This is a genomic window from Schaalia odontolytica (assembly GCF_024584435.1).
Classification (GTDB): domain Bacteria; phylum Actinomycetota; class Actinomycetes; order Actinomycetales; family Actinomycetaceae; genus Pauljensenia.
On record NZ_CP102197.1, the window covers coordinates 346,947 to 371,468 of the forward strand.

Annotated in this window: 22 protein-coding genes; 14 read left to right on the plus strand and 8 right to left on the minus strand. The window is 67.3% G+C overall.

Annotated elements, in window-relative coordinates; all coding sequences use genetic code 11:
• Nucleotides 1-42 precede the first annotated feature (42 nt).
• From NQK35_RS01510 to NQK35_RS01520, 3 genes are all read left to right on the plus strand, one after another.
• Nucleotides 43-1,362, plus strand: coding sequence for a UDP-glucose dehydrogenase family protein (locus tag NQK35_RS01510; RefSeq protein ID WP_257114354.1), 1,320 nt, complete (start codon nucleotides 43-45; stop codon nucleotides 1,360-1,362).
• A gap of 95 nt (nucleotides 1,363-1,457) precedes the next feature.
• A complete protein-coding gene (locus NQK35_RS01515) occupies nucleotides 1,458-2,900 on the plus strand; it encodes a sensor histidine kinase (RefSeq protein WP_257114355.1) in 1,443 nt (480 codons plus the stop codon).
• Nucleotides 2,897-3,556 carry a response regulator transcription factor gene (locus NQK35_RS01520; protein ID WP_009212090.1) on the plus strand — a complete coding sequence of 220 codons (660 nt, stop codon included), beginning with the start codon at nucleotides 2,897-2,899 and terminating at the stop codon, nucleotides 3,554-3,556. Before NQK35_RS01515 ends, NQK35_RS01520 begins: the two co-directional genes overlap by 4 nt.
• A gap of 52 nt (nucleotides 3,557-3,608) precedes the next feature.
• Here NQK35_RS01520 and NQK35_RS01525 read toward each other — a convergent pair whose 3' ends face one another.
• Nucleotides 3,609-3,992: a hypothetical protein gene (locus NQK35_RS01525; protein ID WP_257114815.1), complete on the minus strand. Its 384-nt coding sequence runs from the start codon at nucleotides 3,990-3,992 to the stop codon at nucleotides 3,609-3,611.
• A 220-nt stretch (nucleotides 3,993-4,212) separates the two neighbouring features.
• Here NQK35_RS01525 and NQK35_RS01530 point away from each other — a divergent pair, with 220 nt between their 5' ends.
• The 4 genes from NQK35_RS01530 to NQK35_RS01545 all read left to right on the plus strand — a co-directional run bounded on the left by NQK35_RS01530 (nucleotide 4,213) and on the right by NQK35_RS01545 (nucleotide 8,939).
• Nucleotides 4,213-5,517 carry a deoxyguanosinetriphosphate triphosphohydrolase gene (locus NQK35_RS01530; protein ID WP_048740735.1) on the plus strand — a complete coding sequence of 435 codons (1,305 nt, stop codon included), beginning with the start codon at nucleotides 4,213-4,215 and terminating at the stop codon, nucleotides 5,515-5,517.
• A 43-nt stretch (nucleotides 5,518-5,560) separates the two neighbouring features.
• Nucleotides 5,561-7,531 (plus strand): DNA primase, encoded by a 1,971-nt coding sequence (dnaG, locus tag NQK35_RS01535; RefSeq protein WP_257114356.1) that lies wholly within the window; start codon nucleotides 5,561-5,563, stop codon nucleotides 7,529-7,531.
• Between the two features lie 3 nt (nucleotides 7,532-7,534).
• Complete coding sequence (locus tag NQK35_RS01540) at nucleotides 7,535-8,020, plus strand: S-ribosylhomocysteine lyase (RefSeq protein ID WP_009212086.1); 486 nt, start codon at nucleotides 7,535-7,537, stop codon at nucleotides 8,018-8,020.
• A gap of 103 nt (nucleotides 8,021-8,123) precedes the next feature.
• A complete protein-coding gene (locus NQK35_RS01545) occupies nucleotides 8,124-8,939 on the plus strand; it encodes a beta-carotene 15,15'-monooxygenase (protein WP_009212085.1) in 816 nt (271 codons plus the stop codon).
• Nucleotides 8,940-8,996: 57 nt separating this feature from the next.
• Here NQK35_RS01545 and NQK35_RS01550 read toward each other — a convergent pair whose 3' ends face one another.
• Nucleotides 8,997-9,494 carry a hypothetical protein gene (locus tag NQK35_RS01550; RefSeq protein WP_257114357.1) on the minus strand — a complete coding sequence of 166 codons (498 nt, stop codon included), beginning with the start codon at nucleotides 9,492-9,494 and terminating at the stop codon, nucleotides 8,997-8,999.
• Between the two features lie 91 nt (nucleotides 9,495-9,585).
• Here NQK35_RS01550 and NQK35_RS01555 point away from each other — a divergent pair, with 91 nt between their 5' ends.
• The 6 genes from NQK35_RS01555 to manA all read left to right on the plus strand — a co-directional run bounded on the left by NQK35_RS01555 (nucleotide 9,586) and on the right by manA (nucleotide 16,494).
• Nucleotides 9,586-9,828 (plus strand): type II toxin-antitoxin system Phd/YefM family antitoxin, encoded by a 243-nt coding sequence (locus tag NQK35_RS01555; RefSeq protein ID WP_009212084.1) that lies wholly within the window; start codon nucleotides 9,586-9,588, stop codon nucleotides 9,826-9,828.
• Nucleotides 9,829-9,830: 2 nt separating this feature from the next.
• A complete protein-coding gene (locus NQK35_RS01560) occupies nucleotides 9,831-10,091 on the plus strand; it encodes a Txe/YoeB family addiction module toxin (protein WP_048740728.1) in 261 nt (86 codons plus the stop codon).
• Between the two features lie 433 nt (nucleotides 10,092-10,524).
• Complete coding sequence (locus NQK35_RS01565) at nucleotides 10,525-11,673, plus strand: branched-chain amino acid aminotransferase (RefSeq protein WP_257114359.1); 1,149 nt, start codon at nucleotides 10,525-10,527, stop codon at nucleotides 11,671-11,673.
• A 160-nt stretch (nucleotides 11,674-11,833) separates the two neighbouring features.
• Nucleotides 11,834-13,435, plus strand: a complete 1,602-nt coding sequence (locus NQK35_RS01570) for an ABC transporter ATP-binding protein/permease (protein ID WP_048740724.1) — start codon at nucleotides 11,834-11,836, stop codon at nucleotides 13,433-13,435.
• Nucleotides 13,432-15,195 carry a thiol reductant ABC exporter subunit CydC gene (gene cydC / locus NQK35_RS01575; RefSeq protein WP_257114360.1) on the plus strand — a complete coding sequence of 588 codons (1,764 nt, stop codon included), beginning with the start codon at nucleotides 13,432-13,434 and terminating at the stop codon, nucleotides 15,193-15,195. Before NQK35_RS01570 ends, cydC begins: the two co-directional genes overlap by 4 nt.
• An 81-nt stretch (nucleotides 15,196-15,276) precedes the next feature.
• Nucleotides 15,277-16,494, plus strand: coding sequence for a mannose-6-phosphate isomerase, class I (gene manA, locus NQK35_RS01580; protein ID WP_048740720.1), 1,218 nt, complete (start codon nucleotides 15,277-15,279; stop codon nucleotides 16,492-16,494).
• A 215-nt stretch (nucleotides 16,495-16,709) separates the two neighbouring features.
• On the opposite strand, the gene NQK35_RS01585 is transcribed toward manA, so the two are convergent.
• From NQK35_RS01585 to NQK35_RS01610, 6 genes are all read right to left on the minus strand, one after another.
• The gene (locus tag NQK35_RS01585) at nucleotides 16,710-17,402 is read right to left on the minus strand and encodes a type 1 glutamine amidotransferase (protein WP_257114361.1); all 693 of its coding nucleotides are present in this window, start codon (nucleotides 17,400-17,402) and stop codon (nucleotides 16,710-16,712) included.
• Nucleotides 17,403-17,435: 33 nt separating this feature from the next.
• On the minus strand, nucleotides 17,436-18,509 hold the full coding sequence (locus NQK35_RS01590) for a hypothetical protein (protein ID WP_257114362.1): 1,074 nt from the start codon (nucleotides 18,507-18,509) through the stop codon (nucleotides 17,436-17,438).
• Nucleotides 18,506-19,141, minus strand: coding sequence for an ABC transporter ATP-binding protein (locus tag NQK35_RS01595; RefSeq protein WP_257114363.1), 636 nt, complete (start codon nucleotides 19,139-19,141; stop codon nucleotides 18,506-18,508). Before NQK35_RS01595 ends, NQK35_RS01590 begins: the two co-directional genes overlap by 4 nt.
• Nucleotides 19,126-20,169, minus strand: coding sequence for a hypothetical protein (locus NQK35_RS01600; protein ID WP_257114364.1), 1,044 nt, complete (start codon nucleotides 20,167-20,169; stop codon nucleotides 19,126-19,128). The genes NQK35_RS01595 and NQK35_RS01600 overlap by 16 nt, the downstream gene beginning before the upstream one ends.
• Nucleotides 20,170-20,193: 24 nt before the next feature.
• Nucleotides 20,194-20,817, minus strand: coding sequence for a hypothetical protein (locus tag NQK35_RS01605; protein ID WP_257114365.1), 624 nt, complete (start codon nucleotides 20,815-20,817; stop codon nucleotides 20,194-20,196).
• Nucleotides 20,818-21,139: 322 nt separating this feature from the next.
• Nucleotides 21,140-22,333: a cobalamin-independent methionine synthase II family protein gene (locus NQK35_RS01610; RefSeq protein WP_257114366.1), complete on the minus strand. Its 1,194-nt coding sequence runs from the start codon at nucleotides 22,331-22,333 to the stop codon at nucleotides 21,140-21,142.
• 365 nt (nucleotides 22,334-22,698) lie between these two features.
• Between NQK35_RS01610 and ilvD the strand changes: the two genes are divergently transcribed.
• Nucleotides 22,699-24,501, plus strand: a complete 1,803-nt coding sequence (ilvD, locus tag NQK35_RS01615) for a dihydroxy-acid dehydratase (RefSeq protein WP_257114750.1) — start codon at nucleotides 22,699-22,701, stop codon at nucleotides 24,499-24,501.
• Nucleotides 24,502-24,522 lie beyond the last annotated feature (21 nt).

Sequence of the window (24,522 nt, forward strand, 5' to 3'; positions counted from 1 at the left end):
CACCCCACCCCTAGCACACCCCATACGAGAAAGAGCACTCCCATGAAAATGACAGTTATCGGTTGCGGATACCTCGGCGCCGTCCACGCCGCCTGCATGGCGTCCCTGGGCCACGACGTCGTCGGCATCGACATTGACCGCGATAAGGTGCGGGCGCTGGCAGCGGGCCGCTCTCCCTTCCACGAGCCGGGCCTGGAGGACATCCTCGATGAGGGTATCGCCGCCGGAAACCTGCGCTTCACCGCCGACCCGAGTGCCGCCGACGTGCGCGGGCGGAGCCTCCACTTCATCACGGTGGGCACGCCCCAGGCCACCGACGCGGGAGCCGCTGACCTGAGCCACCTCATGTCCGCCGTCTCGATGCTCGCCGAGGCGCTCGACCCGGCCGAGCGCGCCGTCGTCGTGGGTAAGTCAACGGTCCCGGTGGGTACCGCTGCGCGCGTGGAGCGGGAGCTGGCCGCAGCCGGAGCCTACGTCGCGTGGAACCCCGAGTTCCTGCGCGAGGGCTACGCCGTGGAGGACACGCTTCGCCCCTCCCGCCTCGTCTACGGTCTCTCAGATAACCCCGAGGCCGCCACGCGCGGGCGCGAGGCACTCGACGAGGCCTACCGGCCCCTGCTGGAGGCGGGCACCCCCGTCATCGCCTCCGATTTCGCCACGGCCGAGCTGGTCAAGGTCGCCGCCAACTCCTTCCTGGCCACCAAGATCAGTTTCATCAACGCGATGGCGGAGATCTGCGACGCTACCGGAGCCGACGTCACGATGCTCGCCCATGCCCTCGGCCACGACGAACGCATCGGCAGGCGCGCCCTGGGAGCCGGCATCGGATTTGGCGGAGGCTGTCTGCCCAAGGACATTCGCGCATTCGTGGCGCGCGCCGAGGAACTGGGGCGGGGAGAATCCGTGGCCTTCCTCAAGGAAGTGGACGCCATCAACCTGCGTGGGCGAAGCCGGGCAGTCGCGGCCGCTGAGGCCGCCCTGGGGGGCAGCGTCAGGGGCGCCAACATCGCCGTCCTGGGTGCCTCCTTCAAGCCCGACACCGACGACGTGCGTGATTCCCCGGCCCTGGATGTGGCCTCGCGTCTGCACGAGCGCGGAGCACGCGTGCGCGTCACCGACCCGATCGCGCTGTCCAACGCGGCTGCCGACAAGCCCCACCTGACCATGGTGGAGGACCTGGACTCTGCCCTGCGCGACGCCGACCTGGTGTTCCTGGCGACGGAGTGGCCGCAGTTCGTCGGCCTGGATCCCAAGGAGATCGCGCCCCTTGTGCGCACCCGCACCGTGGTCGACGGGCGAAACGTGTTGGATCGCGACAAGTGGAGCGAGGCCGGGTGGACGCACGTCGGGATCGGACGGTGAGCGATGCGCTCCGCGGGGCGCGCCCCTCGTGGAGACCTCGCGAGGAGCCGCCCCGCCGGGGTGCGCGCCAGAGCGGTACGGGTCACAATGAGGCCATGAGCGCCCAACCCGCACCTCCCCGGGTGTCCGTCAGCATTCGCACCAGGATCATTGCCGCGATGATCCTGGTCGCGGGCGCGGCACTCACCGTCTCCGGGATCCTTGTCTCCATCCTGCAACAGCGCGCCCTGGATGCGCGGGCGGTGGACAACCTGCGTCGGTCCAAGGCGGCTCTCGAGCATCTGATCGCCGAGGGAACAGACCCCGACACGGGAGGGCCTCTCACCGACCCCTCCGAGATCGTGCGCACGCACCTGTCTCGCACCTTCTGGGGCTCAAGCGCCGGGGAGGTCGGCTTCGTGGATGGGAGCCTCTACTGGCTTCCCTCCCAGGAGCCTCGTCTGCACCCAGAAGAGGACCTCGAGCTCATGGCCCACGTGGCGCCCTTGACCACGGGCACGGACACCGTCTACGAGACCTTCACGAGCGCGCAGACCACCTATCGTCTCGTCGTTATTCCCGTCAGGGGCCAGACCTCGACGGCGGCGCTCGTGCACGTCATCGACATGAATCGCTACTCGCAGTCCTTCCACTCCACGATGCTGCTGTACGCGGTCTCGGCCGTCGGCACGGTCGCGCTGGTGGTTCCCCTCGCCTGGTTCGCCGTCACGAGGCTCCTGCGCCCCATCGGCGAGCTTCGCCGAGCCACCGACTCCATCGGTGAGGCCGACCTGGCGACCCGCGTGCCCGTTCGCGGCAGGGACGACCTGTCGGCCTTGGCGGCGGCGGTCAACAGGATGCTGGATCGAGTCGAGCGGGCGGTGGTGGCGCGGCGCGAGCTCCTCGACGATGTCAGCCACGAGCTGCGCACTCCGATCACGGTGGTGCGCGGCCACATGGAGCTCCTGGACCCGTCCGATCACGCCGACGTCGTTGACACGCGCGCCCTGGTGATTGACGAACTCGACCGGATGGGCATCCTCGTCAAAGACCTGCTGGAGCTTGCCCGCGCCTCCGACGCCGTCGCCCCCACGCCCGTCGATCTGGCGGCGCTCACCGACGCCGTCGTGGACAAGGCCAGCGCACTCGGCGATCGCGACTGGGTCCTTGACGCCTCGGCGCACGCCAGCTGCAGCCTCGATTCGGCCCGCATCACGCAGGCGTGGCTGCAGCTGGCGCAAAACGCCGTCCAGTACTCGGCGAAGGGCACTGAGGTGGGAATCGGGTCGCGTGTCGAAGGGGACGTCGCGCGCATGTGGGTGCGCGACCGGGGGGAGGGCATCGCCCCGCAGGACATTGAGCGGGTCCGCGGCCGTTTCGTGCGCGGGGTGGGCGCCGAGCGCGTGTCCGGATCGGGCCTTGGCTTGAGCATCGTCGAGTCCATTGCGCGCGCCCACGGCGGGCGCCTTGACATCGAATCGACGCTGGGGGAGGGATCGACCTTTACCCTGGTGATACCAGTGCGCCCGGGCGGCGCGGACTCAGGAGTCACACCATGACGACCATTCTTATCGTCGAAGACGAGCGCAGGATTGCCTCCTTCGTCGCCAAGGGGCTTCGCGCCGCTGGCTTCGTTCCGGAGGTGTATTCGACGGGGGCGGAGGCCGTCGAGGCGGCCCTTCAGGGGCGCGGCGCCCTCATGCTGTTAGATGTCGGCCTGCCCGACATTGACGGCTTCGAGGTCCTCGAACAGATCAGGGGACAGGGGGTGGAGATGCCGGTCATCATGCTCACGGCGCGCACCTCGGTGTCCGACCGCGTCGCGGGCCTGGAGGGTGGGGCGGACGACTACGTGCCCAAGCCTTTCTCCTTCGAGGAACTCCTTGCCCGAGTGCGCCTGCGTCTTCGGGAGGAAGCGCCGGTTCCGGGGGGACTGACCCTGACGAGGGGGTCCCTCGTCCTTGACCTGAAGAGCCGACGGGTTCGCGTGGGGGAACGATCGGTGGATCTGTCGGCCCGGGAGTTTACCCTCCTGGAGACGTTCATGCGCAATCCCGGGCAGGTTCTCAGCCGCGAGCAGCTGCTGTCGGCGGTGTGGGGGATCGACTTCGATGGCGGATCCAACGTGGTGGATGTCTACCTGTCCTATCTGCGTCAGAAGATAGGAAAGGATCGTTTCGAGACCGTGCGAGGCATGGGGTACCGTCTCGTGTGAGCAGGGAAACGTGTGGGGGTGCCACCGTCAGGTGGCGCCCCCACACGTCTCGTTAGTCGTCGTGGTCGGAGTCCTTATCGTCGTCATCGTCGCGGTCATGGTCGTGGTCGTCATCGTCGTCGGAGGTGGCGCGATACGGCTGGGAGGGAGCCACGCGGTAGGGCGCTGGCGGAGGATCAGCCACGGGTGTGGGCGCGGTCGGCGCAGGAGCAGGCTGCTCGGGGGCGGTGGGATCAGGTTCGGCGGTCGGCGTGGGCACCTGGGCGCCGGAGTCCGACTGCGCGGCGGAGCCCTCGGGCCGAGAGGGCACCACGAGGCCGGACTCGCTCATGGACTCGCCCGACCCGCTGGCGAGTGCGCGCAGGCCCGTGAAAGCGACGACTCCGATGACAGCGATGGCGCAGATCGCCGAAGCGATCCTCATGCGTTCTGACATGTGTACTCCTTTCATCACTGCCGAGGGTGGCGTGCGAGCGTGAGAATCCGATTGTCCTCGCATGAGGATATTCTCATGAAAGCCGTCATCGGTTTGAGGGATGGTTCGGGTGGGCGGCCCGGGGATGCCTCGTACCCTGTTCGACGAGCCCCAGTGTCCATGATATCGGCCCGTCGGTCGGCAGTGGGACCGTCTGGCGCGCGCAGCGTAAAATGGGCGGGTGACCGAGTTTTCTCTTGCCATCCCCGGCGTCGACGGGGTCGATGCGCGGCTGCCTTACGCACATGCCGATTCGCAGCGGTGGGTGCCGGAGGATCACAAGTCTTCTGAACGCACCGAGTTCGAGCGAGACCGCGCTCGAATCCTGCATTCCTCGGCGCTGCGCCGCCTGGGGGAGAAGACTCAGGTGCTGGGGCCCATTTCGGATGATTTCGTGCGCACGCGCCTCACTCACTCCCTTGAGGTCGCCCAGGTGGGGCGTGAGCTGGGTAAGGAGTTGGGGGCGGATCCCGACGTGGTGGACGCGGCGTGCCTGTCGCACGACCTGGGACACCCGCCCTTCGGGCACAACGGCGAGCGTGCCCTGGATGCTGCGGCAGCCACCATCGGGGGGTTCGAGGGAAACGCGCAGACATTGCGCGTGGTGACGCGCCTGGAACCCAAGGTGATCGGTGCGGGAGGTGTGCCGGCCGGCCTGAACCTGACGCGCGCGACCCTGGACGCGATCTGCAAGTATCCGTGGGTGAAGTCGGGCGGCCCGGACCTGGCCAAGTCGACGCGCAAGTACTCGGTCTATCCCGATGATGCGGCCGCCTTCGCGTGGATGCGGCAGGGCGCGCCCGCGGGCAGGCGATGCCTGGAGGCCCAGATCATGGACCTGTCGGACGACATCGCGTACTCGGTGCACGACGTGGAGGACGCGGTGGCCACCCGCAAGCTGGATCCGTCGGACCTGTACGATGATGCCCACGCGGATGCCGTCATCGCCTCCACGCTCGGCTGGTACGGTGCCTCGGTGGCGCGCTCGGATCTGGAGGATGCCCTGACACGGATCGTGTCGATGCCGGAGTGGCTGCGTTCCTTCGATGGCTCCTACGGCTCGCTGGCTCGCCTTAAGGACGCGACGAGCGAGCTTATTGGGCGTTTCTGCTCGGCCACGGTCCGTGCCACGCGCGAGGCCTTCGGCGACGAGCCTCTCGGCAGGTATCGCGCCGACCTGGTGGTGCCGCGACAGGTGAGGGCCGAGATACAGATCCTCAAGGGCATGGCCGTCCACTACGTCATGAGTCCGCGTGAAACGGAGCCGGTGTACTACCAGCAGCGCACCCTCTTGGCCGACCTCGTTGACGCCCTGTACGAGGCCGGAGCGGACGCGCTCGAACCCGTGTTTGCCGAGCAGTGGCGCGCTGCGTCGGGAGACGGGGTGCGCCTGCGCGCGGTGATCGATCAGGTCGCCTCCCTCACCGACGTGTCAGCCTCGTCCTGGCACGCCCGCTGGTGCGGGATGCTCTCCTCCCAGCTCTAGGGTTCCTCCGCGCCCGGTTGCGGGCCTCGGTAGACTGAAGAACATGGCGGGTCTGATTCGCAAGGACGACATTGAAGCGGTACGTAACGCGCTCAAGATCGACGAGATCATCGGCGAACACGTAGCGCTCAAACCCGCGGGAATCGGCTCCCTCAAGGGCCTGTGCCCCTTCCACGACGAGAGGACCCCCTCCTTCAACGTGCGTCCCCACCTGGGCATGTACCACTGCTTCGGGTGCGGGGAGAGCGGGGACGTCATTTCCTTCGTGCAGAAGATCGACCACCTTCCTTTCATGGAGGCCGTGGAGATGCTCGCGGCCAAAGCCGGCATCACCCTCCACTACGAGGAGGGCGGGGCGCGGGTGCGCACCGAGGAGCCGGGCAAGCGCCAGCGCCTGCTGGACGCCCACCGCGTGGCCGAGGAGTTCTATCAGGCCCAGCTGGCCAGCCCCGAGGCGCACGCGGGACGCCAATTCCTCGCGGACCGGGGTTTCAGCCAGTCAATGTCCGCGCACTTTGGGGTTGGCTACGCCCCGGCCTCCTGGGATGCTCTGACCCGCCACCTGCGTTCCAAGGGCTTCACGGACCAGGAAATCCAGATCGCGGGCCTGGCCTCGCAGGGCACCAGGGGCATCTACGATCGCTTCCGCGGGCGCCTGGTGTGGCCGATCCGCGACATCACGGGCGCGACCGTCGGCTTCGGGGCGCGACGGTTGGACGAGTCGGAGAAGGACTCCCCGAAGTACCTCAACACCCCCGAGACCCCCATCTACAAGAAGTCTCAACTCCTGTACGGCCTCGACCTGGCCAAGAAGTCGATCGCCACCGACCACAGGGTGGTGATCGTCGAGGGGTACACCGACGTCATGGCCGCCCACGTTGCGGGTGTGACGAACGCCGTGGCCACGTGTGGGACGGCGTTCGGATCCGAGCACGTTCGGATCATTCGCCGCCTCCTGGGCGACCACGCCGACCCGGCGGCGGGGGTGCTCCTGTCGAGCGGTCGCGCGCACGGGTCGGAGGTGATCTTCACCTTTGACGGCGACAGCGCCGGGCGCAAGGCTGCGTTGCGCGCGTACGGGGAGGACCAGAACTTTGCGGCGCAGACGTTCGTGGCTGTCGCCCCGGGCGGCCAGGACCCGTGCGAGCTTCGGCTGTCGGCGGGAGACCAGGCGGTTGTTGACCTGGTGAACTCGCGCACCCCGCTGTTTGAATTCGCGATTCGTTCCGTCTTGGCCCAGATGGATCTTCGCAGCGCCGAGGGGCGAGTGCAGGGCCTGCGCGCCTCCGCCGGCATCGTCGCCCACATCAAGGATCGAGCGCTGCGCGCCGAGTACACGCGCGCTCTGGCCGGCTGGCTGGGAATGGACATGCGGTCGGTTGAGCAGGCGATCCGCGTGGCCGCCCGCACCCAGGCGAGCGAGCGCGAGGCCCGCCCCGGCGCCGTGGAGATGGCGGGAGCCGGGCGCCCGGCGCCGAACCCGGAGCGGCGAGGACCGGAGGACCCAGTCACTCGCGTCGAGCGCCAGGCCCTGGAGGCGGTGCTCCAGCAGCCGCTCGCGGTCGTCGGCTCCGGCTTCGAGGAGCTGGACGGGCAGTCCTTCACGGTTCCGACCCACCGGGCGGTTCACGATGCGATCCGAGCGGTCGGCGGCCTGGACGCCTTCACCCAGATGATGCGCCAGGCCGAGGCCCACTTCGGGCCGGGGGAGAACGCCACGGCGGCGGCCTCTCGCCACTTCGTACAGGTCGTGCTCGAGAGCGCGGGCGAGTTCATCGCCCCGGCGGTCACCCAGTTGGCCGTCGCCCCCCTGCCCGTCGCGGGCGAGGCGGACCTGCGGTCCTACTGTCGCGGAGTCGTGGCCGCGATGGTTCGAATGGACCTGACCCGCAAGCTGGGGGAAGCCCGCGCTCACCTGTCTCGGATGAGCGAGGAGGACCCCGAGTACTCCGAGGCGTTCCGCTCACTCATGCGACTGGAGCAACGCAGACAAAACTACACAGAAAGGGACTAACCGATGGCCGACGTGGAGAGCTTCGCCTTGGATCACACAGCCGTCAAGGCGCCGTACGTGCGCCTCATCGGCGTGGAGGAGGGCCCCCGAGGGGACCGCATCTCCAACTTTGACGTGCGCCTCGTCCAACCGAACGAGGGAGAGATTCCCACCTCGGGGCTGCACACGATCGAGCACCTGCTGGCCTCTCTGCTGCGCGATCGCATGGACGGCATCATCGACTGCTCGCCCTTCGGGTGCCGCACGGGCTTCCACCTCATCACGTGGGGGACGCCCAGCGTGGAGGAGGTCGCGGCGGCGTTGGTCTCCTCCCTGCGCGCCATCGCGCAGGACATCACGTGGGAGGACGTGCCGGGAACCGACGTGTATTCGTGCGGCAACTACCGGGATCACTCCCTGTTCAGTGCCCGCGAGTGGAGCCGCACTGTCATCGACCAGGGGGTGTCCATTGACCCCTTCGAGCGTCGAGTGCTGACCGAGGAGGGATGACACCGGGGCATCCCCCGGTGTGGTCCCGGGGAAAGGACGGGGACGCACCAGGGTGGCCCCCCATGGAATCGGGGCAGCGGCTTCGGCGACACTTGGAGTGTTCGTGAACCAGCAACGAGAAAGCACCGAGATGTCTGCTCCCGCACTCTCCACCCCCGCTCATGTCGCACCCCGCTCTCGGCGGGGAGTCAACCAGTACTGGATCAAACTGGCGATGGCGGCGCTCATGGTCCTTGACCACCTCCCGCACGTTCCCGGCCTGATTCCAGTCATGTGGGTGGATATCTTCCATGTCGTCACCAGGTGCGTGGCCGTGTGGTTTGCCTACGGGGCCGTCGAGGGCGTCCTCTACACCTCGAACATACGCAAGTATCTGGCCCGCCTGTGGGGTGCGGCCGTCATCATGGCGGCGGGCAACTACGCGCTGGGCCTGCTGCTGGCCACCCGCGGCGTCCACATGTACGACAACAACATCTTCCTCACGCTGGCCGTGGGCACGACGCTCCTCGCGCTCGTGAGGCGCCTGGACGCAACGAAGTGGCACACTCCGGCGATCATCGGCGCCCTCGTGGCCTCCCTCGTGTGCGCGGTGCTTCCGATTGAGGGAGGCCTGCCCATTGTCCCCTTCATGGCGATTACCTACGCGCTCTACTCCCGTGTCGTGTGGCGCGACCTGGCGTACCTTGCCCTCGGCGCGGCGATGTTTGCGCTGGCGTGGCAGCCCTACGACACGTGGCAGGCGACGGTGTCGATGCTCGCGGAAAACTCCGACTTTATGCTGGTGCTGGTCATCCCGGTCCTTCACCTGTACAACGGCGAGCACGGTCCTCACACGCGCTTCTCGAAGTACTTCTTCTACGTGTTCTACCCGGCGCACCTGTGGCTGCTTGCCCTGGTGGCCTTCGTCCAGGCCGGCTGAGGCCGCCCCGACTCGGATGGCGTTCCCGAACCGCAGCAAGCGGCTCGGGGGCGCCTCCTAGTCCAGGCCCACCGCCTCGCGCACGCTCGCCTCCAGGGCGTCGGCCGTGAGCCTGCCCGCGTCATCCAGCGGGCCCGAGGCCGTCAGGACTGAGAAGAGCCCGTTTTCGCCCCGGCGCACCCACGCCGTGATCGTCGTCCCGTTGCCTGCCTCCACCTGGGAATGCAGGACGATCGAGCGGTTGACGAACTCGCTCAGGTGACGCATGAACTGGCCCGGATCGCCCGTCCCACGTCCCGTCAGGGTCGGCCGAGCCGGGTCCACCCACTCCAGGGCAAAGAGCTGGCCCTCGGCCTCCCAGCGCGCACGCGCCACGTCGTACCACGGGAACACGGTGGGCATGACCTCCCCGTCGCCGGAAGCGGCCTCCGCGCCAAACGCGTACAGGCCCGATCGTGCGGCGGCCAGCCACCGACCGTCCTCCAGCATCAGGGCGGGGGAGCGGCGCTCGCGGGAGGGGAGGGCGGACGCGAGAGGGGCAGGCAGAGTCGTCATTCGTCGATCGTATCCTTTCGGCAGAAATCGTGCGCACAGGCCTATGCGTACGTGAAAGCGTACGTTATGATGGTGGTGGAAAGGGATAATTATGACTGCTGTGAGTGCTACTGCCGCACGCTCGGACCTGTATCGGCTTATCGACACCGTGAATGAGGAGTCGACTCCGATCACGATCACCGGACGTCGCGGAAACGCTGTCCTCATCGGCGAGGCCGACTGGTCCGCGATTCAGGAAACCCTCTACCTGCAGGGGATTCCCGGGATGGCGGACAGCCTGAAGGAAGCCGCTCGCGAAGACCTCGACAATGCCCTCGATGACGTGGAGTGGTAGCGATGTGGCGGGTCGTTTTCTCCAAGCAGGCCGCGACAGATGCGAAGAAGCTCTTCGCCAGCGGACTCAAGGCGAAAGCTCAGAGCCTCATCAAGGTTCTGACTGAGGATCCGTTTGCGACGCCTCCCCGCTACGAGCGCCTCGTGGGCGACCTCGCTGGCATGTATTCGCGCAGAATTAACATTCAGCACAGGCTTGTTTACGAGGTCTTCGAAGAGGAACGCACTGTCCGCGTCCTGCGCATGTGGACCCATTACGAGTGACGCACTGTGCGTCAGCGACCCGAGACTTGAGCGCGGCGAACGTGTCAGGATGATCGTGAACATCACGGGAGTGACGATGCCGGTGCCCACTCCCTGGACCAGGCGACCGGCCAACAACACTGGGTACGTGGGGGCGAGTGCCGCAACCGTTGCGCCGACGACGATTGCGGCAGCGGCCGTGACGAATAGAGAACGCGGTGCGAAACGGCGCTGTAGCCAGCCCGTGATCGGCAGGGGCTGCGTCGGGGTGTTCGGCACGCGAACGCACCACGGGACTGTAGCGACGATGGGTCGGCCTTCGTAAGCCGACACGGAGGTGAGAACATCCACAGCGGATGGGGGAGTGGGTCACATGCCGAAATCAATCGGCCACATTGCGGACTGCGGGCATATTCTGGCCTCATATTTGTGAAAAACCACCTCAGGAGGCACGATGGCATCGACGCAGCACACACCGACGGAGCTTGAGACTGCCGGCGACCAGGTTCTGCCCGCCGCCGACGAGCTAGCCGGTCGTTTCCCCCTGACCCCCAACGCTCACCCGGCGACGCCGCAAGAGTACAACGAGATCATGTCGAGCCTGGCCTTCGGCAAGAAGTTCACCGATCACATGGCCCACATGCGCTGGACCCGTGAGGGGGGCTGGGGATGCCGCGAGGTGATTCCCTACGGCCCGCTCGAGCTCACCCCTGGAGCCTCCGTCTTCCACTACAGTCAGTCCGTCTTCGAGGGCATCAAGGCCTATAGGCGCGAGGACGGCTCCGTGTGGACCTTCCGCCCCGGCTTTAACGCGGCCCGCATCAACCATTCGGCGCGCCGCCTGGCCCTTCCCGAGGTGAGTCGGGAGGACTTCGTGGCCTCCCTCGTTGACTATGTGCGCGCCGACGCCAAATGGGTTCCCGACGCCGATGGCTCCTCGCTCTACCTGCGTCCCTTCATGTTCGCCTCCGAGGAGTTCGTGGGGGTTCACCCCGCCGACGTCGTCGACTACTACGTCATCGGTTCTCCGTCGGGCCGCTACTTCAAGGACGGTCTGGCGGGCGTGGCCATCTGGGTGGAACGCGAGTACCACCGCGCAGGCCCGGGCGGAACGGGGAGCGCGAAGGCCGGAGGAAACTACGCCGCGTCGCTGCTGCCCCAGATCCAGGCCGAGGCCAGGGGATTCTCCCAGGTGTGCTTCCTGGACACCTACGAGGGCAGGTACCTCGAGGAGCTGGGAGGCATGAACATGTTCGTCGTCATGGCGGACGGGACGGTGCGTACCCCCGAGCTTTCCGGCGTCATCCTTGAGGGCGGCACGCGCAGCGCGATCCTGCGCATGCTGCGCGACGAGGGGGTGGACGTGCGCGAGGAGAAGATCGCCCTGTCACAGGTCGTGGACGGCATCCGCTCGGGCGCGGTCGCCGAGGTCTTCGCGTGCGGCACGGCCGCCGTGGTCACCCCGATCACGCGCCTGGGCAGCGATGACTTCGACGTGGAGCTCGAGGTGGGGAATAAGACCCGCGAGATCCACCGGCGTCTCACCGACATTCAGTGGGGCCGCGCCGAGGATCCCTACGGCTGGACCTACCGTCTGGTCTGAGCATCAACGGGTGAGGGAGCCACGGCCTCGTCGATGAACGAGGCCGTGGCTCCCTTATGTGGCGACAATGCGATAACAATCCTTCGTGACAGTGGTGTCAGATTGTAACTAAGGTTATCCTTGGTTCGGTACTCGTGTGCGTCATGTTGATAGGAGAACAATGAAACGCGCGATCGTTGTCGTCTGCTCGTGGGCAGCGGCTCTCTGCCTGGTGCTGGCCTACCTGGCAATCGGCTGGGGCGTCGACGATATTACGACACAGCATCGCTGGTCAACGTGGTGGATCGCCGTGGCCGGGGCGCTGGGATCAGGTGTCTGTGCGTGGGCGGTCAGCGCCCTCGGCGCCTCGCAGATGAACCAGTTGGAGCCGACCCTGCGCCACTCCATGATTCGCCAGGTCTTTGCGCTGGGACCCTCGCAGCGCACGAACGAGCGCGCCGGCCGCGTCGTCAACTCCGCCACCGACGGCGTCGAGCGCGTCGCCGCATACAAGGGCATCTTCCTCGCCCCCATGATCGCTTCGCTCACGACCCCGATCCTCGTCGTCATTCTCGTCGCGCTGACGATCGACCCGGCCTCGGGCGGCTTCCTCGCGATCGCGATCCCGCTGGTCCCGATCTGCGTCATGGGCTTCCGCACGGCATTTAAGCCGGTGTCCTCTCGATACCGTCACGCCTCGCGCCAGCTCGCCGCCAAGGAACTCGACGCCATCCAGGGCCTGGGCGACCTGGCCCTCATGAACGCCGGCAAGGACATGGGCAAGCGCCTGGCCGAGGCCGCCGAAGAGGTCCGCTCGAAGGTCATGAGCTACCTGGCCGGCAACCAGCTGATCCTCCTCGTCATCGACTCCGTCTTCTCCCTCGGCATGATCACCGGCGCGATCGCGCTGGCCCTCATCCGCTACCAGCAGGGAGCCATCAGCGTCGGCGAGGGCATCTCCCTCGTGCTGCTCTCCTCGATCATGCTCGACCCGCTGGACCGCATCGGCCAGTTCTTCTACATCGGCATGGGTGGCATCGCGGCCAACAAGGAGATCAAGAAGTTCATCAAGCAGACCCCGCCCGTCTCGGACGCCAAGGGCGTGAAGGCCCCGGCCATCCCGCCCCAGCGCGGCGAGATCAGTCTGTCGAATGTCTCGTTCTCCTACGCGAAGGACACCCCGGTCCTGAAGGGTGCGAACCTGACCCTCACCCAGGGCGAGCACGTCGCGCTCGCCGGCCCCTCGGGCGCCGGCAAGTCAACGATCTCGGCCCTGCTGCAGGGATTCCTGCGTCCCGGGCGAGGCCGCGTGAGCATCAACGGCGTCGACCTGGCCACCGCACCCCTGTCGTGGGTTCGCGCCCAGAGCGCGGTCGTTGAGCAGACCACCTACCTCTTCTCCGCCACGCTGCGTGACAACCTCCTCCTGGCCGCCCCCGCGGCCACGGACGACCAGCTCATCGAGGCCCTGCGCGCCGCGCACCTGGGCGAGTTCTATGACTCCCTTCCCGGCGGCCTCGATGCTCGCGTGGGCGCGCGAGGCTTGGCTGTGTCTGGCGGCGAGGCCCAGCGCATCGCGATCGCCCGCGCCTTCCTGAAGAACGCGTCGATCATGATCCTGGATGAGCCCACCGCCCACGTGGACCTGGCCTCCGAACGAGAGATCCTCGCATCCCTGGAGACTGTGTGTGCCGGGCGCACCACCCTGACGATCTCTCACCGAGACGCCACGATCAAGGGGGCCGACCGCGTCGCGACGCTGCAGGAAGGAACGATTCGATGACCCGCAGGCAACTCTCCCTTCGACTCCTGTCGATCACGCGCCGCGTGCTACCGCCGCTGGCCGCGTCCATCGCCGCTCGCATCGTCTTCCTCACGATCGGCATCGCCCTGTTCGCCCTGGGTGGCTGGGCCGTAGCCGGCCTCGCGTCGGGGGAGAGCACCTGGGGCATCGCTCTGGTGATCGCGTGCGCGGTCGTCCTGAGCCTCCTCAAAGGCCTGGCCCGCTACCTCGAGCAGTTCGCCGGTCACTTCGTGGCCTTCCACTCGCTGGCGATGCTGCGCAACTACTTCTACGACCAGCTCGAGCCCCAGGCTCCCGCGGGCACGGATCGCCTGGATTCGGGCGACATCATGAACCGCGTGACCAAGGACATCGACCGCGTCGAGGTCTTCTTCGCCCACACGCTGGCCCCCGTGACCACGGCCATCATCGTCCCGATCCTGTCGGTCGTGTGGATGGGTGTCGCGGCGTCCTGGACGCTGGCCGCCGTGCTGGCGCCCTTCCTGTTCGTCGTCGGCGCCGTCGTGCCCTTCCTCGGGGCGGGAGCGACCGCCCGCGCCGCCCGCGAGCTGCGCGAGGCACGCGGCGCGATTGCCGCCCACGTCACCGACTCCGTGCAGGGGGTGCGTGAGGTCCTCGCCTTCGGTGCGCAGGAGCGCCGCGAGGCCGAGATGAGCACCATCGAGGAACGCATCAGCGCAGCCATGAAGACGCAGGGCCGCTGGATTGCGCTGCGCCGTGGCCTCAACCAAGCTGCTGTCGCCCTCGGTGTCGTCACGGTCGCCATGGTGGCCGGCGCCGACGTGCTCGCGGGCTCCCTGACCCTGCCGCAGGCCGGGATGGCGGTGGGCGTTGCGATGGGCGCCTTCGGACCGGTCCTCGCGGTCGAGGAGTTCGCCGCGGACCTGGACCAGGCCTTCGCGTCGGCCGCCCGCGTCTTCGCGATCACCGACTGTGCTCCCGTCGTGTCCGACCCGGCCGAGCCCAAGGCCCTGACCGCCGGCGACATCGAGATCACCGACGTGACCTTCTCCTACCCGGTGGAGGGGGACGAGGCTCTGCCAGCCCCCACGGTCCTTGATGGCGTCAGCATCCGCATCCCCGCCGGGAAGCGCACCGCCATCGTGGGCGCCTCCGGCTCGGGCAAGTCGACGCTGGCCTCGCTGCTGACCCGCACCTGGGATCCGGCCTCGGGCGCGGTCGCCATCAATGGAACGAACGTGGCCGAGGTGTCCCTGTCCGACCTGCGCGCCACGGTTGCCTCCGCGCCCCAGCGCCCCTACCTGTTCAACGACACCCTGCGCGCCAACCTGCTGCTGGCCGCTCCGGGGGCGAGCGAGGAGGACCTCGAGCGCGCGCTGGAGGCCGTGGACCTCACCGGCTGGCTGGCAACGGAAAAGGACGGCCTGGACACGGTCGTCGGCGACATGGGCGAACGCCTCTCGGGCGGCCAGCGTCAGCGCCTGGCCCTGGCCCGCGCGCTCCTGCGCGACGCCCCGATCTACGTCTTCGACGAGGCAACGAGCCAGGTCGACCCAGCTACCGAGGCGCGCGTGCGTGAGGGTATCGCCCGCGTGGCGCGCGGGCGCACCATCGTCGAGATCGCCCACCGCATCAGCGCCGTTCGCGACGCCGACCTGATCGTCGTCATGGACGCTGGCCGCGTCGTCGAGACCGGCACCTACGCCGAACTGCGCGAGCGCGGCGGCGCGCTCGCCGCCCTCGAGGCGCGCGAAACCAACGATCAACCCGATACCTGAGAGGCGCGGTAGATGCGGGGGATGGGGCTACGGCCTCGTCCCCCGCGTCGTTGTGCGCCCGTTACCGATAGGATGCGACCTATGGAAAGACTGATCGGCTGGACGAAAGCTGACGCGTGGGGTTCCACGAACGCGATCCCCGAGTTCCTCGGCGACGCGGCCGGGGACGAACCGGTTTCCGAGGTCTGGTTCGGGGCGCACCCCGACGGCCCCACGCTGCTGACGGGCGGGCAGACCCTGGCCGAGCACATCGGAAGGGACCCCAAGGGCGCGCTCGGCGGCGGGCTCCTTTACGCCTTCGGCCCGACCCTGCCCTTCCTGGCCAAGATCATCGCCCCCGCGCAGACCCTGTCCCTGCAGGTCCATCCGACCAAGGAGATTGCCCGGGAGGGATATCTGCGCGAGGAGGTCCTGGGGGTCGCGCGCACGGACAAGAGGCGCGTCTACCGGGATATGAACCACAAGCCAGAGATGATCTACGCGCTCACTGAATTCAGCGCGCTCGTGGGTTTCCGCGTGCCGCGCAAGGCCCGTCAGCTGCTCGTCGGCCTCGAGGGGGAGCTCGCGGAGCGCCTGCGCCACCGCCTCAAACTCTCAACGGTGCGCGGGGGACTGCGTTCCCTGGCCACCTGGCTCTTCGACGAGGATTCTCCCGCCACCCCCGAGCGGGTCGCCGAGTTTGTGGCGGCCTGCGAGGCGCGCCTGGCCTCGGGCAGCTCCCCGTCCCCGCGCACCGACGAGCTCGTGAGCGTCCTGGGGGAGAAGCACCCGGGCGACCCGGGCATCATCGTCGCATTCCTCATGAATCCCGTGTCGCTGCGTCCGGGCGAAGCCGTCTACATTCCCCCGCGCCAGATCCACGCCTACCAGTCGGGCCTGGGCATTGAAGTCATGGCTTCCTCGGACAACGTCGTGCGTGCCGGGCTCACCCGCAAGTACGTGGACTCCGCCCAGCTCGTGGAGATCACCGAGTTTTCGGCCCTGCCGCCCGTGCGTGTAGCCCCCGAGCATCCCTCGGCCACGACGGACCGCTATCTGGCTCCCGCCCAGGAGTTCGAGCTGTCCGTGACCACCCTGGCGCCGGGCAGGCACTCCAGCCGTGTCGATGAGGTTGCGATTCCCGGGGAGGGGCCGCGCATCGTCATCGCCACCTCGGGCGTCGTTACTCTGCACGTGAGCGAGGACCAGGGCGGGCACAGCGTCGAGCTGAGCCGCGGCCAGGCCCTCTTCGTGTCGGCCGCCGAGCGGCGGCTGTGGGCGTATGGGAGCGGGTCCTTCGTTCAGGTCGGCGCGCCCTGATCGCCTCGCTGCGCCCGAGCCGAGGCGGGGCGTTCGCCGTCGTGATTGTCAAGTTGTCCCACGGAGTGATCGTGGTTGGTGGGAAACTCTTGTTGTCTGCGAGGAAACCCATAAAATAGGCGTCGGGTCTCATCTCCGCTCGCTGCGACGAGGCCCGACTGTCAATCGCAGTGCGGGTACCGCGTGGGGGTGCCCGCACTGCGATTCTTTCTCGCCTAGAAGACCCCCGACGCCCAGTCGGCGAGCGTCTTGCAGGTCGAGGCCAGCTCCCCCTCGTGGGCGTCGTACCCGGCAACGATCTGCTCGGTGTCAACCGCCTCGTTGCCGCTTGCCCACACGATTGCTGTCTCCCGGGTAACCTCGGGGTGGAACTGGATGCCCAGGGCGGACCCGTAGGAAAAGATCTGCGTGTACTTGTGCGAGCGCGCCCACTCGCGTGCCCCCGGGGGCAACTGCGTGATGGCGTCGGAGTGATCGGCGAACACCGCGTGGGTCGAGGCCAAGGCCATGCGCAGGGGGACGGCTCCGCCCCCGCCCGCCTGGTCGTTGGTGCCCCAGGCCAGGGAGATGATGCCGCACTCGGGGCCTGCGGGGTCACTGACCGTGACGCTCCCGCCGAAGGTCGCGGCAATCAGCTGGGCACCCAGGCAAATGCCGAGCACCCGGATGTTTGCGCGTACGCATCGGCGCACGAGCTCGCGCTCGGCTTCCAGCCACGGGAAGGCCTCGTCGTCGTAGACGTTCGCGCGCCCGCCGAGCAGAATCAGGGCGCCCGGCAGGGGAGCGGCGGCCAGGTCACGGAGGCGTTGTGGGGTCTCCCAGGCGCGCAGCACCTCGTGATCGCCGAGGAAGGCGGAGAGCTGACCCGCCGGGACGATCGGGTCGTTTTGAATCACGAGGACGCTCATACGCCAATTGTAGGTGTGATCACGCGCCGGTACCTATCGGCACTTGAAGAAAGCGAACAGCTGGCGCTCGCGGATCGTCGTTGATGCGATGACGACACCGATGAGAGTCCACGACGCAGCACAGATGCCCTCGGTAGCGACCAGGCGCATCAAGTCAGAGCGGTCACTGGGTGGCGCTCCGCTCAGGATCGTGAGGCATATGGCGGAGGTGAGGACGAATGCGCAGCCCACCCACGACACGGCCTCACACAGTTGGAGGAACGTCGTATCCGACGTGCGGAGCCCAGCATGCAGAGCCGAGGCGATCTCGAGGCGACGCCACCACGTGGCAGCGGCCCCTAGCGCGGCACCGATTGCGCTCGCGGCGATCCACGCCCACCAGGTCGGCCTCTGCCGCAGTTGTCCCGCCGCGTCGAAGGTCGTCCCGCGCGTAGGGTTCATGGCGAGGACCTGGGTGTTCTGGTCGTCGCTTCCAACGAGGGTTGAGCGCACCAGGGCATCCACGTCGTCGCTGTGCGGCCAGGATTCGTACCAGCACTCATCGAAGGTCCCCGTCGCGGGCACGGGTGCGAGAGCCGCGTAGGCGTAGCCGGGACGACGCCCGTCGTTCTCGTCCCACGGGTAGGTGCCCGCGACCTCGGCCTGCCCGTGTGCGAGGGGGAGAAGGGCTCCTTGAGAGGTGCCGAGTTCCTCGGCTACCTGCTCAGGGAGCAGAATTCCCGTCGGATCGGCCGTTGTCGTCCCCAGGAGAGAGACGGTTCCAGGCGTGACCTCGTACAGGGGCAGCGACGAGGCAGGAAGGGCGAGCGGGGACAAGCCGGATTCGACCGAGCGAAGGGCTCCTGCACGCACCCCGGGGATTCGCGACAGCGCATCGCAAGTGGCCCCGTCAATGCTGCCTTGCGCTTGGAGGACTCGCACCGATCCCAGATGGACACGGAAAGAGGCAGCCTCAACGCTGACGGAACGAAGAGAGAACGCATCGGCGCAGATGATGCCTCCGACCAGGGCGGTGGCCAGGACAGTCAGCGTCCCGACGCGGGCCGTCCCGCTCAGGCAGTCCCTCCACACCTCGGACAGGAGTGCGCGCCACGAGAGTGTGCTCATCGCTGCTCCTCCTCGTCCTGGAAGTGTGCGAGGTCGATGATGGCGTCGCACTGCGCGCGAATCGACGGATCGTGCGTCGCGATCACGACGCTGACCCCGTCCTCGCGCAGAGAGCCGAGCGTGGAGGCAATGCCGCGAGCCGTGGATTGATCAAGCTGCGCGGTCGGTTCATCCACGAGGAGAAGAGTGGGGGCACAAGCGAGCCCGCGCGCGAGGAGCACACGCTGAGCCTCGCCGCCCGACAGATCCCGAAAAGAGCGCTCCGCGAGATGCGCCAGATTGAAAGCGTTGAGGAGCCGCTGTGCCTCCGCATCGGCCTGCGCCCGGCTCATGCCGCGGGCCAACAGGGGCAGCGCAACGTGGTCAATGGCGCTGCGCGCGCGGACACCGAACGGGTTCTGGAAGACCCACGCAATACGGGGACTCTGCGGACGAGCCGGACGGGGGATGGTGATCGTTCCCTCGGTCGGAGTCTCCCATCCCGCGATCAGTGACAGCAGGGTTGACTTGCCAGAACCAGACGGGCCGATGATGGCGGTGAGGGCACCGTCCTCGCATCGGGCGCTGAGATGGCGAAAGAGCCACGGGGTTGCGGCGAACTTGTGCCCGACGTTGTCTAGCTCGACGGACATGAGCGTCCCTCGACGGTGGTGTCGACTGTGGAGAGCGGGATCGTTGGCAGGACGTAGGTTCGGCCAAGCTGGGAAGAAACGATAGAGACGGGAATCGGCGTGCCGTCTTCAAAGACGCACGCGCCCGTCGCGTCTCCGATCACTGAGGCCGGTGGAACGACCGTGACGGTGATGGGGGAGGCGAGCTTCCAGGAGACGGGCAGCTGAACGGGTCCATCGCCGCTCGGGGCGGAGCGGATGAAGGCTGTGTACTCGCGCGAGGAGAGGATCGTCGCTGTCAGAGTGGAGTCGGTGATGATGCCGTCAGAGGGAATGGGATAGTCCGTGTCTCCCAGGGTGATGACGTGGTCCGCGGGATAGGCGTCCGGTGGAACGGAGAGGCGCAAGGCGTCGCGGGAGTCCTCCAGGGTGAGGAGAACAGTGCTCGTATCGACGCTGTCACCCAGGTGAACGGGGACCGACGAGGGGGTGACGGTCGGCGCGGGGATCCACAGGACGCGAGAGGCTTCGATGCGGGAGGGGACGCCTCCGGCTCCGTCGTTCACGCCCATCGCCGAGGCCAGGGCCGCTCGCGTGGAGGCCGTGACCCGCTGAGATTCTGCGGGAGTCGCATATCCGAGTCGTGCAAGTTCAGCGTTCAGGGCCCCGATATCAGGTCCCGTGGCTCCGTCCACCACGTCCTGATAGAGCGGGGTGGACAGGGCTAAGGCAAGAAGGGGCAGGCCGTCGATCTCGCAGGGAATAGAACCTGACGTGATGGGAGTACCCGTCGTTGCCTGAAGGGCCGTGATGCGCCCGGCGATGGGGGAGGTGAGTTCGTGAGGCGAGGCCGGGGGAATCGTGAGGGTGAGGGAGCGCGTGTCGGTGAACTCGCGCGTGGTGACGGGGACCGTCGACGGAGCAGATGACGAGGCCAGCGAGGCCGGGGTGGGCGGTGAGGCGATGAGAATACCCGCGCTGACCCCACCCGCACCGGCGATGAGAGCGACGAACGCGGTGAGGGCGAGCCAACGGCGAGAAGTTGCCATCTCAACTCCGGAGGGTGGTTGTGGTCATTTGCTGGGGTCCTCGAGGCATCGTCGCAAAATCTCAGGACCCTGGGATGGGTCGATGAAAGGCAGTGCGCTGTCGAGAGGTGTTCCGCTCTCGAGAGCGCGCGCGAGCTCTTGGGCCGTGAAGGACGGCTCAACCGCCTTGTTGCGGATCAAACACTGCGTGTACAGCTCATTGAAATCCCGGTGTTCCGGGTTGACTCGCATGTTGAACTCGAGCGCCTCGATAATCGGCTGACCGGCATCGATGGAACAGGCGGAGACGAATTCTTGTTGCTGATCCTCAGATATGGAGGAGCCAACCGGCTGATCGGGGACGCTCAGCGTGCCGCTCGGGCCGAACGATGCGCCGGTGACACCCTTGTCCGTCAGACAGCTCAGCACGCGCTGACGCATGTCCTGGAGTTCTGCCTCGCTGATGGAAGAGTCGGCGAGGACAGATTGGACGAATTCGTTGGACGCCCACTCACTGCGCGCCTGCTCAATGTCGGCCGCCCACGGCCCCTGTGCCGCGGGCGTGGTCTGTTGGCAGCCACACGCTGTGGAGACGACGAAAACAGCGGCAGCGAGCAGACCGATGCGCGACCGTACGGAGTGCGTGCCTTCTCTGTTGGGCGCTCCCATGATGTTCTCCCTTGAACAGTCGGAATCCGGGTTCCTTCCCACAGGATAGCGAGGAAGCGACACCGTCACCCGCAAAACAGGAAGGCAAGTTGGGTGTTCGGCATACACGTGCCCTTGACGCACCGCAGCCCCCAGTCCCGGAACCCGACGCGGCGTGCGATCCCCACCGCGGCAGGCCGACCCGGAAGCGGGGGCTGCAACACACGATTCATTGTGTGGGGCGAAGTTCAAAATACAGGGAGCGTTGCCTGAAAAAACCCTGGGAAGGGTGTGCGGGGCGGACCGGCGTCCGCCCCGCACACCCCCAGCTGCAACCGGTCGATCACTTCGATGCCAGGCGGGCTCCGTGCGTCAGCGCCTCCAGCTTCGCCCATGCAATCGACGGGTAGATACGGCCGCCGAGGCCGCAGTCGGTTGACGCCACGACGCGCTCGTCGCCCACGATGTCCGCGAACTGGCGGATGCGCTGAGCCACCAGCTCCGGGTGCTCCACGACGTTTGTCGAGTGCGACACCACGCCCGGGATCAGGTACTTGCCCTCGGGAAGCTTGATGTCACGCCAGATCGTCCACTCGTGCGCGTGGCGAGCATTCGCTGCCTCGAATGTCAGGCCGTTTGCGTTGACGAGGAGCGCCAGATCCACGATGTCCTTGAACGGGATGTCCGTCGTGTGTGGGCCGTGCCACGACCCCCAGCACACGTGGAAGCGCACCAGAGACGGGTCGATGCCTTCCAGCGCGTGGTTGAGGGCGTCGATGCGTACGCGCGAGAAGGTACGGTAATCCTCCACCGACGGCTCCGGGTTCATCTGATCCCAGCCCTCCGCGATGTCCGGTGCGTCGATCTGCACCGTCAGGCCCGCGTCCGTGATCCGCTTGTACTCCTCGCGCAGCACGTCCGCGCACGCCCACACCACGGCCTCGTCGTCCGCGTAGAACGCGTTGGCCACGCGAGCCGCCGAACCCGGCGAAATCGCCGCCACGAAACCATCCGACACGGGCTTGCCCACCGCCTCGAGCGCGTGCTTCGTTCCCGCGATGTCGCGCGCGACGGCCTCGGCGCCGATGTAGGTGAGTTCGCTCGTGATCGTCGGGAACGCAATCGGGTTGCGGTTCGCGATATGAATGCCCGAATCTGGGTCCGCGTAAGCATCGGCGAAACGCTGCCAGTCGCGGCGCTCGGCGAACGAGGAGAAGGATAGGCGACCGTCTCGGCCAGCCGGGGGACGGACGTCGAAACGCTGCACGTCCTCGAACGATAGCCCGCCGAAACGAGAGAAGGAGTACGTCCACCAGGCGCCGTAGTCGACCGTGTCAATCATCGCGTGGCCGTACTCGCCGTCGTTCACAATATCCAGGCCAATCTCGGCCTGACGCTTCACGACGCCGTCGACCTGATCGCGCAGCAGCGACGTGAAATCGGCCTCGCTGAGCGAACCGGCGCGGCGCGCGCGGTTCGCCTCGATCAGCTCGGGGGTGCGGGGCAGGGAGCCAACATGGGTGGTGCGAATCGTCATCGCAGTCCTTTCTCTTCGGTGCCCTCAGACTACGTTTCGCGCGTCCGCAGCGGGTGGGAGAGTCCACGGTATGGCCCGTCGTGACCGGCCGGCGGAGAAACGGGAGGCGAATTCACGCACGCAGCCCTTTCCTTTTCCCTGTGGGTGTGCGCACATGCGTCCAGCCGCTGAAACGGCCAACGGCCTCACCCAAGCACCGGAATGCCGCGCTATACCATCCCGGCGCGGCCCCGGCCTCGTCCATGAGACGAAACCCGCACGGAAACGCGGCGCTCACGCTCCTAGTGTTGACTCATTACAAGCAATCGAAAGGCACACTCATGAGTCGCCCGCTGCGCTCGGCAACATCCACCCAGGGCCGCAACATGGCCGGAGCTCGCGCCCTGTGGCGCGCCACCGGCATGAAGGACGGGGACTTCGGCAAGCCGATCATCGCGATCGCCAACTCCTTCACCCAGTTCGTTCCCGGCCACGTCCACCTGAAGAACATGGGGGATCTGGTCGCCGGAGCTATCGAGGCCGCGGGCGGTGTCGCCAAGGAGTTCAACACGATCGCCGTCGACGACGGCATCGCCATGGGCCATGACGGCATGCTCTACTCCCTGCCCAGCCGCGACCTCATCGCCGACTGCGTCGAAACCATGGTGAACGCGCACCGCGCCGACGCCCTCGTGTGCATCTCCAACTGCGACAAGATCACCCCCGGCATGCTCCTGGCCGCCATGCGCCTGAACATTCCGACGATCTTCGTCTCGGGCGGCCCCATGGAATCCGGCGCCGCCGTGGACGGCGTCGTCGAGCACCGCCTCGACCTCATTGACGCGATGGTCATGGCCGTTGACGACTCCGTCAGCGACAATCAGCTGGCCAGCATCGAAGCAAACGCCTGCCCGACCTGCGGCTCCTGCGCCGGCATGTTCACGGCGAACTCGATGAACTGCCTGAACGAGGCCATCGGCCTGGCCCTGCCCGGCAACGGAACCACCCTGGCCACCCAGATCGAGCGCAAGAAGCTCTTCACCGAGGCCGGCACGCGCATCGTCGACATGTGCCGCGCCTACTACGACAATGAGGACGACTCGGTCCTGCCTCGTTCGATCGCCACGAAGGAGGCTTTCGAGAACGCGATGAGCCTGGACGTGGCGATGGGCGGCTCCACGAACACTGTCCTGCACATCCTCGCCATCGCCAACGAGGCCGGGGTTGACTTCACCCTTGACGACATCGACGCGATCTCGCGCCGAGTGCCCTGCCTGTGCAAGGTGGCCCCCAATTCCACGACCTACCACATCGAGCACGTCCACCGCGCCGGCGGCATCCCCGCCCTCCTGGGAGAGCTCGACCGCGCGGGCCTGCTGCGTCGCGGCGTCCACTCCGTCCACTCCTCCTCCCTGGATGAGTGGCTCGGGGCGTGGGACGTGCGCGGCGCCGCCCCCTGCGACGAGGCGAAGCACCGCTTCCTCGCCGCCCCCGGCGGCGTGCGCACCACCCGGGCCTTCTCGACCGCCAACCTGTTTGAGTCCCTCGACACCGACGCCGCCTCCGGGTGCATCCGCTCGGTCGAGCACGCCTACACCAAAGACGGCGGCCTGGCGGTTCTCTACGGCAACATCGCCGCAAACGGCGCCATCATCAAGTCCGCCGGTATCGACGAGTCCCTCTTCCACTTCATCGGCAAGGCCTTCGTCGTCGAATCCCAGGAGGAGGCCGTCGAGGCGATCCTCTCCAAGCGCGTCACCGAGGGCGACGTCGTCGTCATCCAGTACGAGGGCCCCAAGGGCGGCCCCGGCATGCAGGAGATGCTCTACCCGACCTCCTACCTCAAGGGCCTGGGCCTGGGCAAGAAGTGCGCCCTGATCACCGACGGACGCTTTTCGGGTGGCACCTCGGGCATCTCCATCGGGCACATCTCTCCCGAGGCCGCGGCCGGCGGCGCGATCGGGCTGGTGCGCACCGGCGACGAGATCGAAATCGACGTCAACAACCGCGTGCTGCGCGCCCTGGTGAGCGACGAGGAGCTGGAGCGCCGCCGCGCCGAGAAGGGCACGGCCCCGTGGAAGCCGTCGAAGCCGCGCCCCCGCCAGGTTTCCGACGCCCTGCGCGTCTACGGCATGCTCGCCGCCTCGGCCGACAAGGGAGGCGTGCGCGTCCTGCCCGACTGGGCGTGAGCGGAGCGCATACAATCGGGG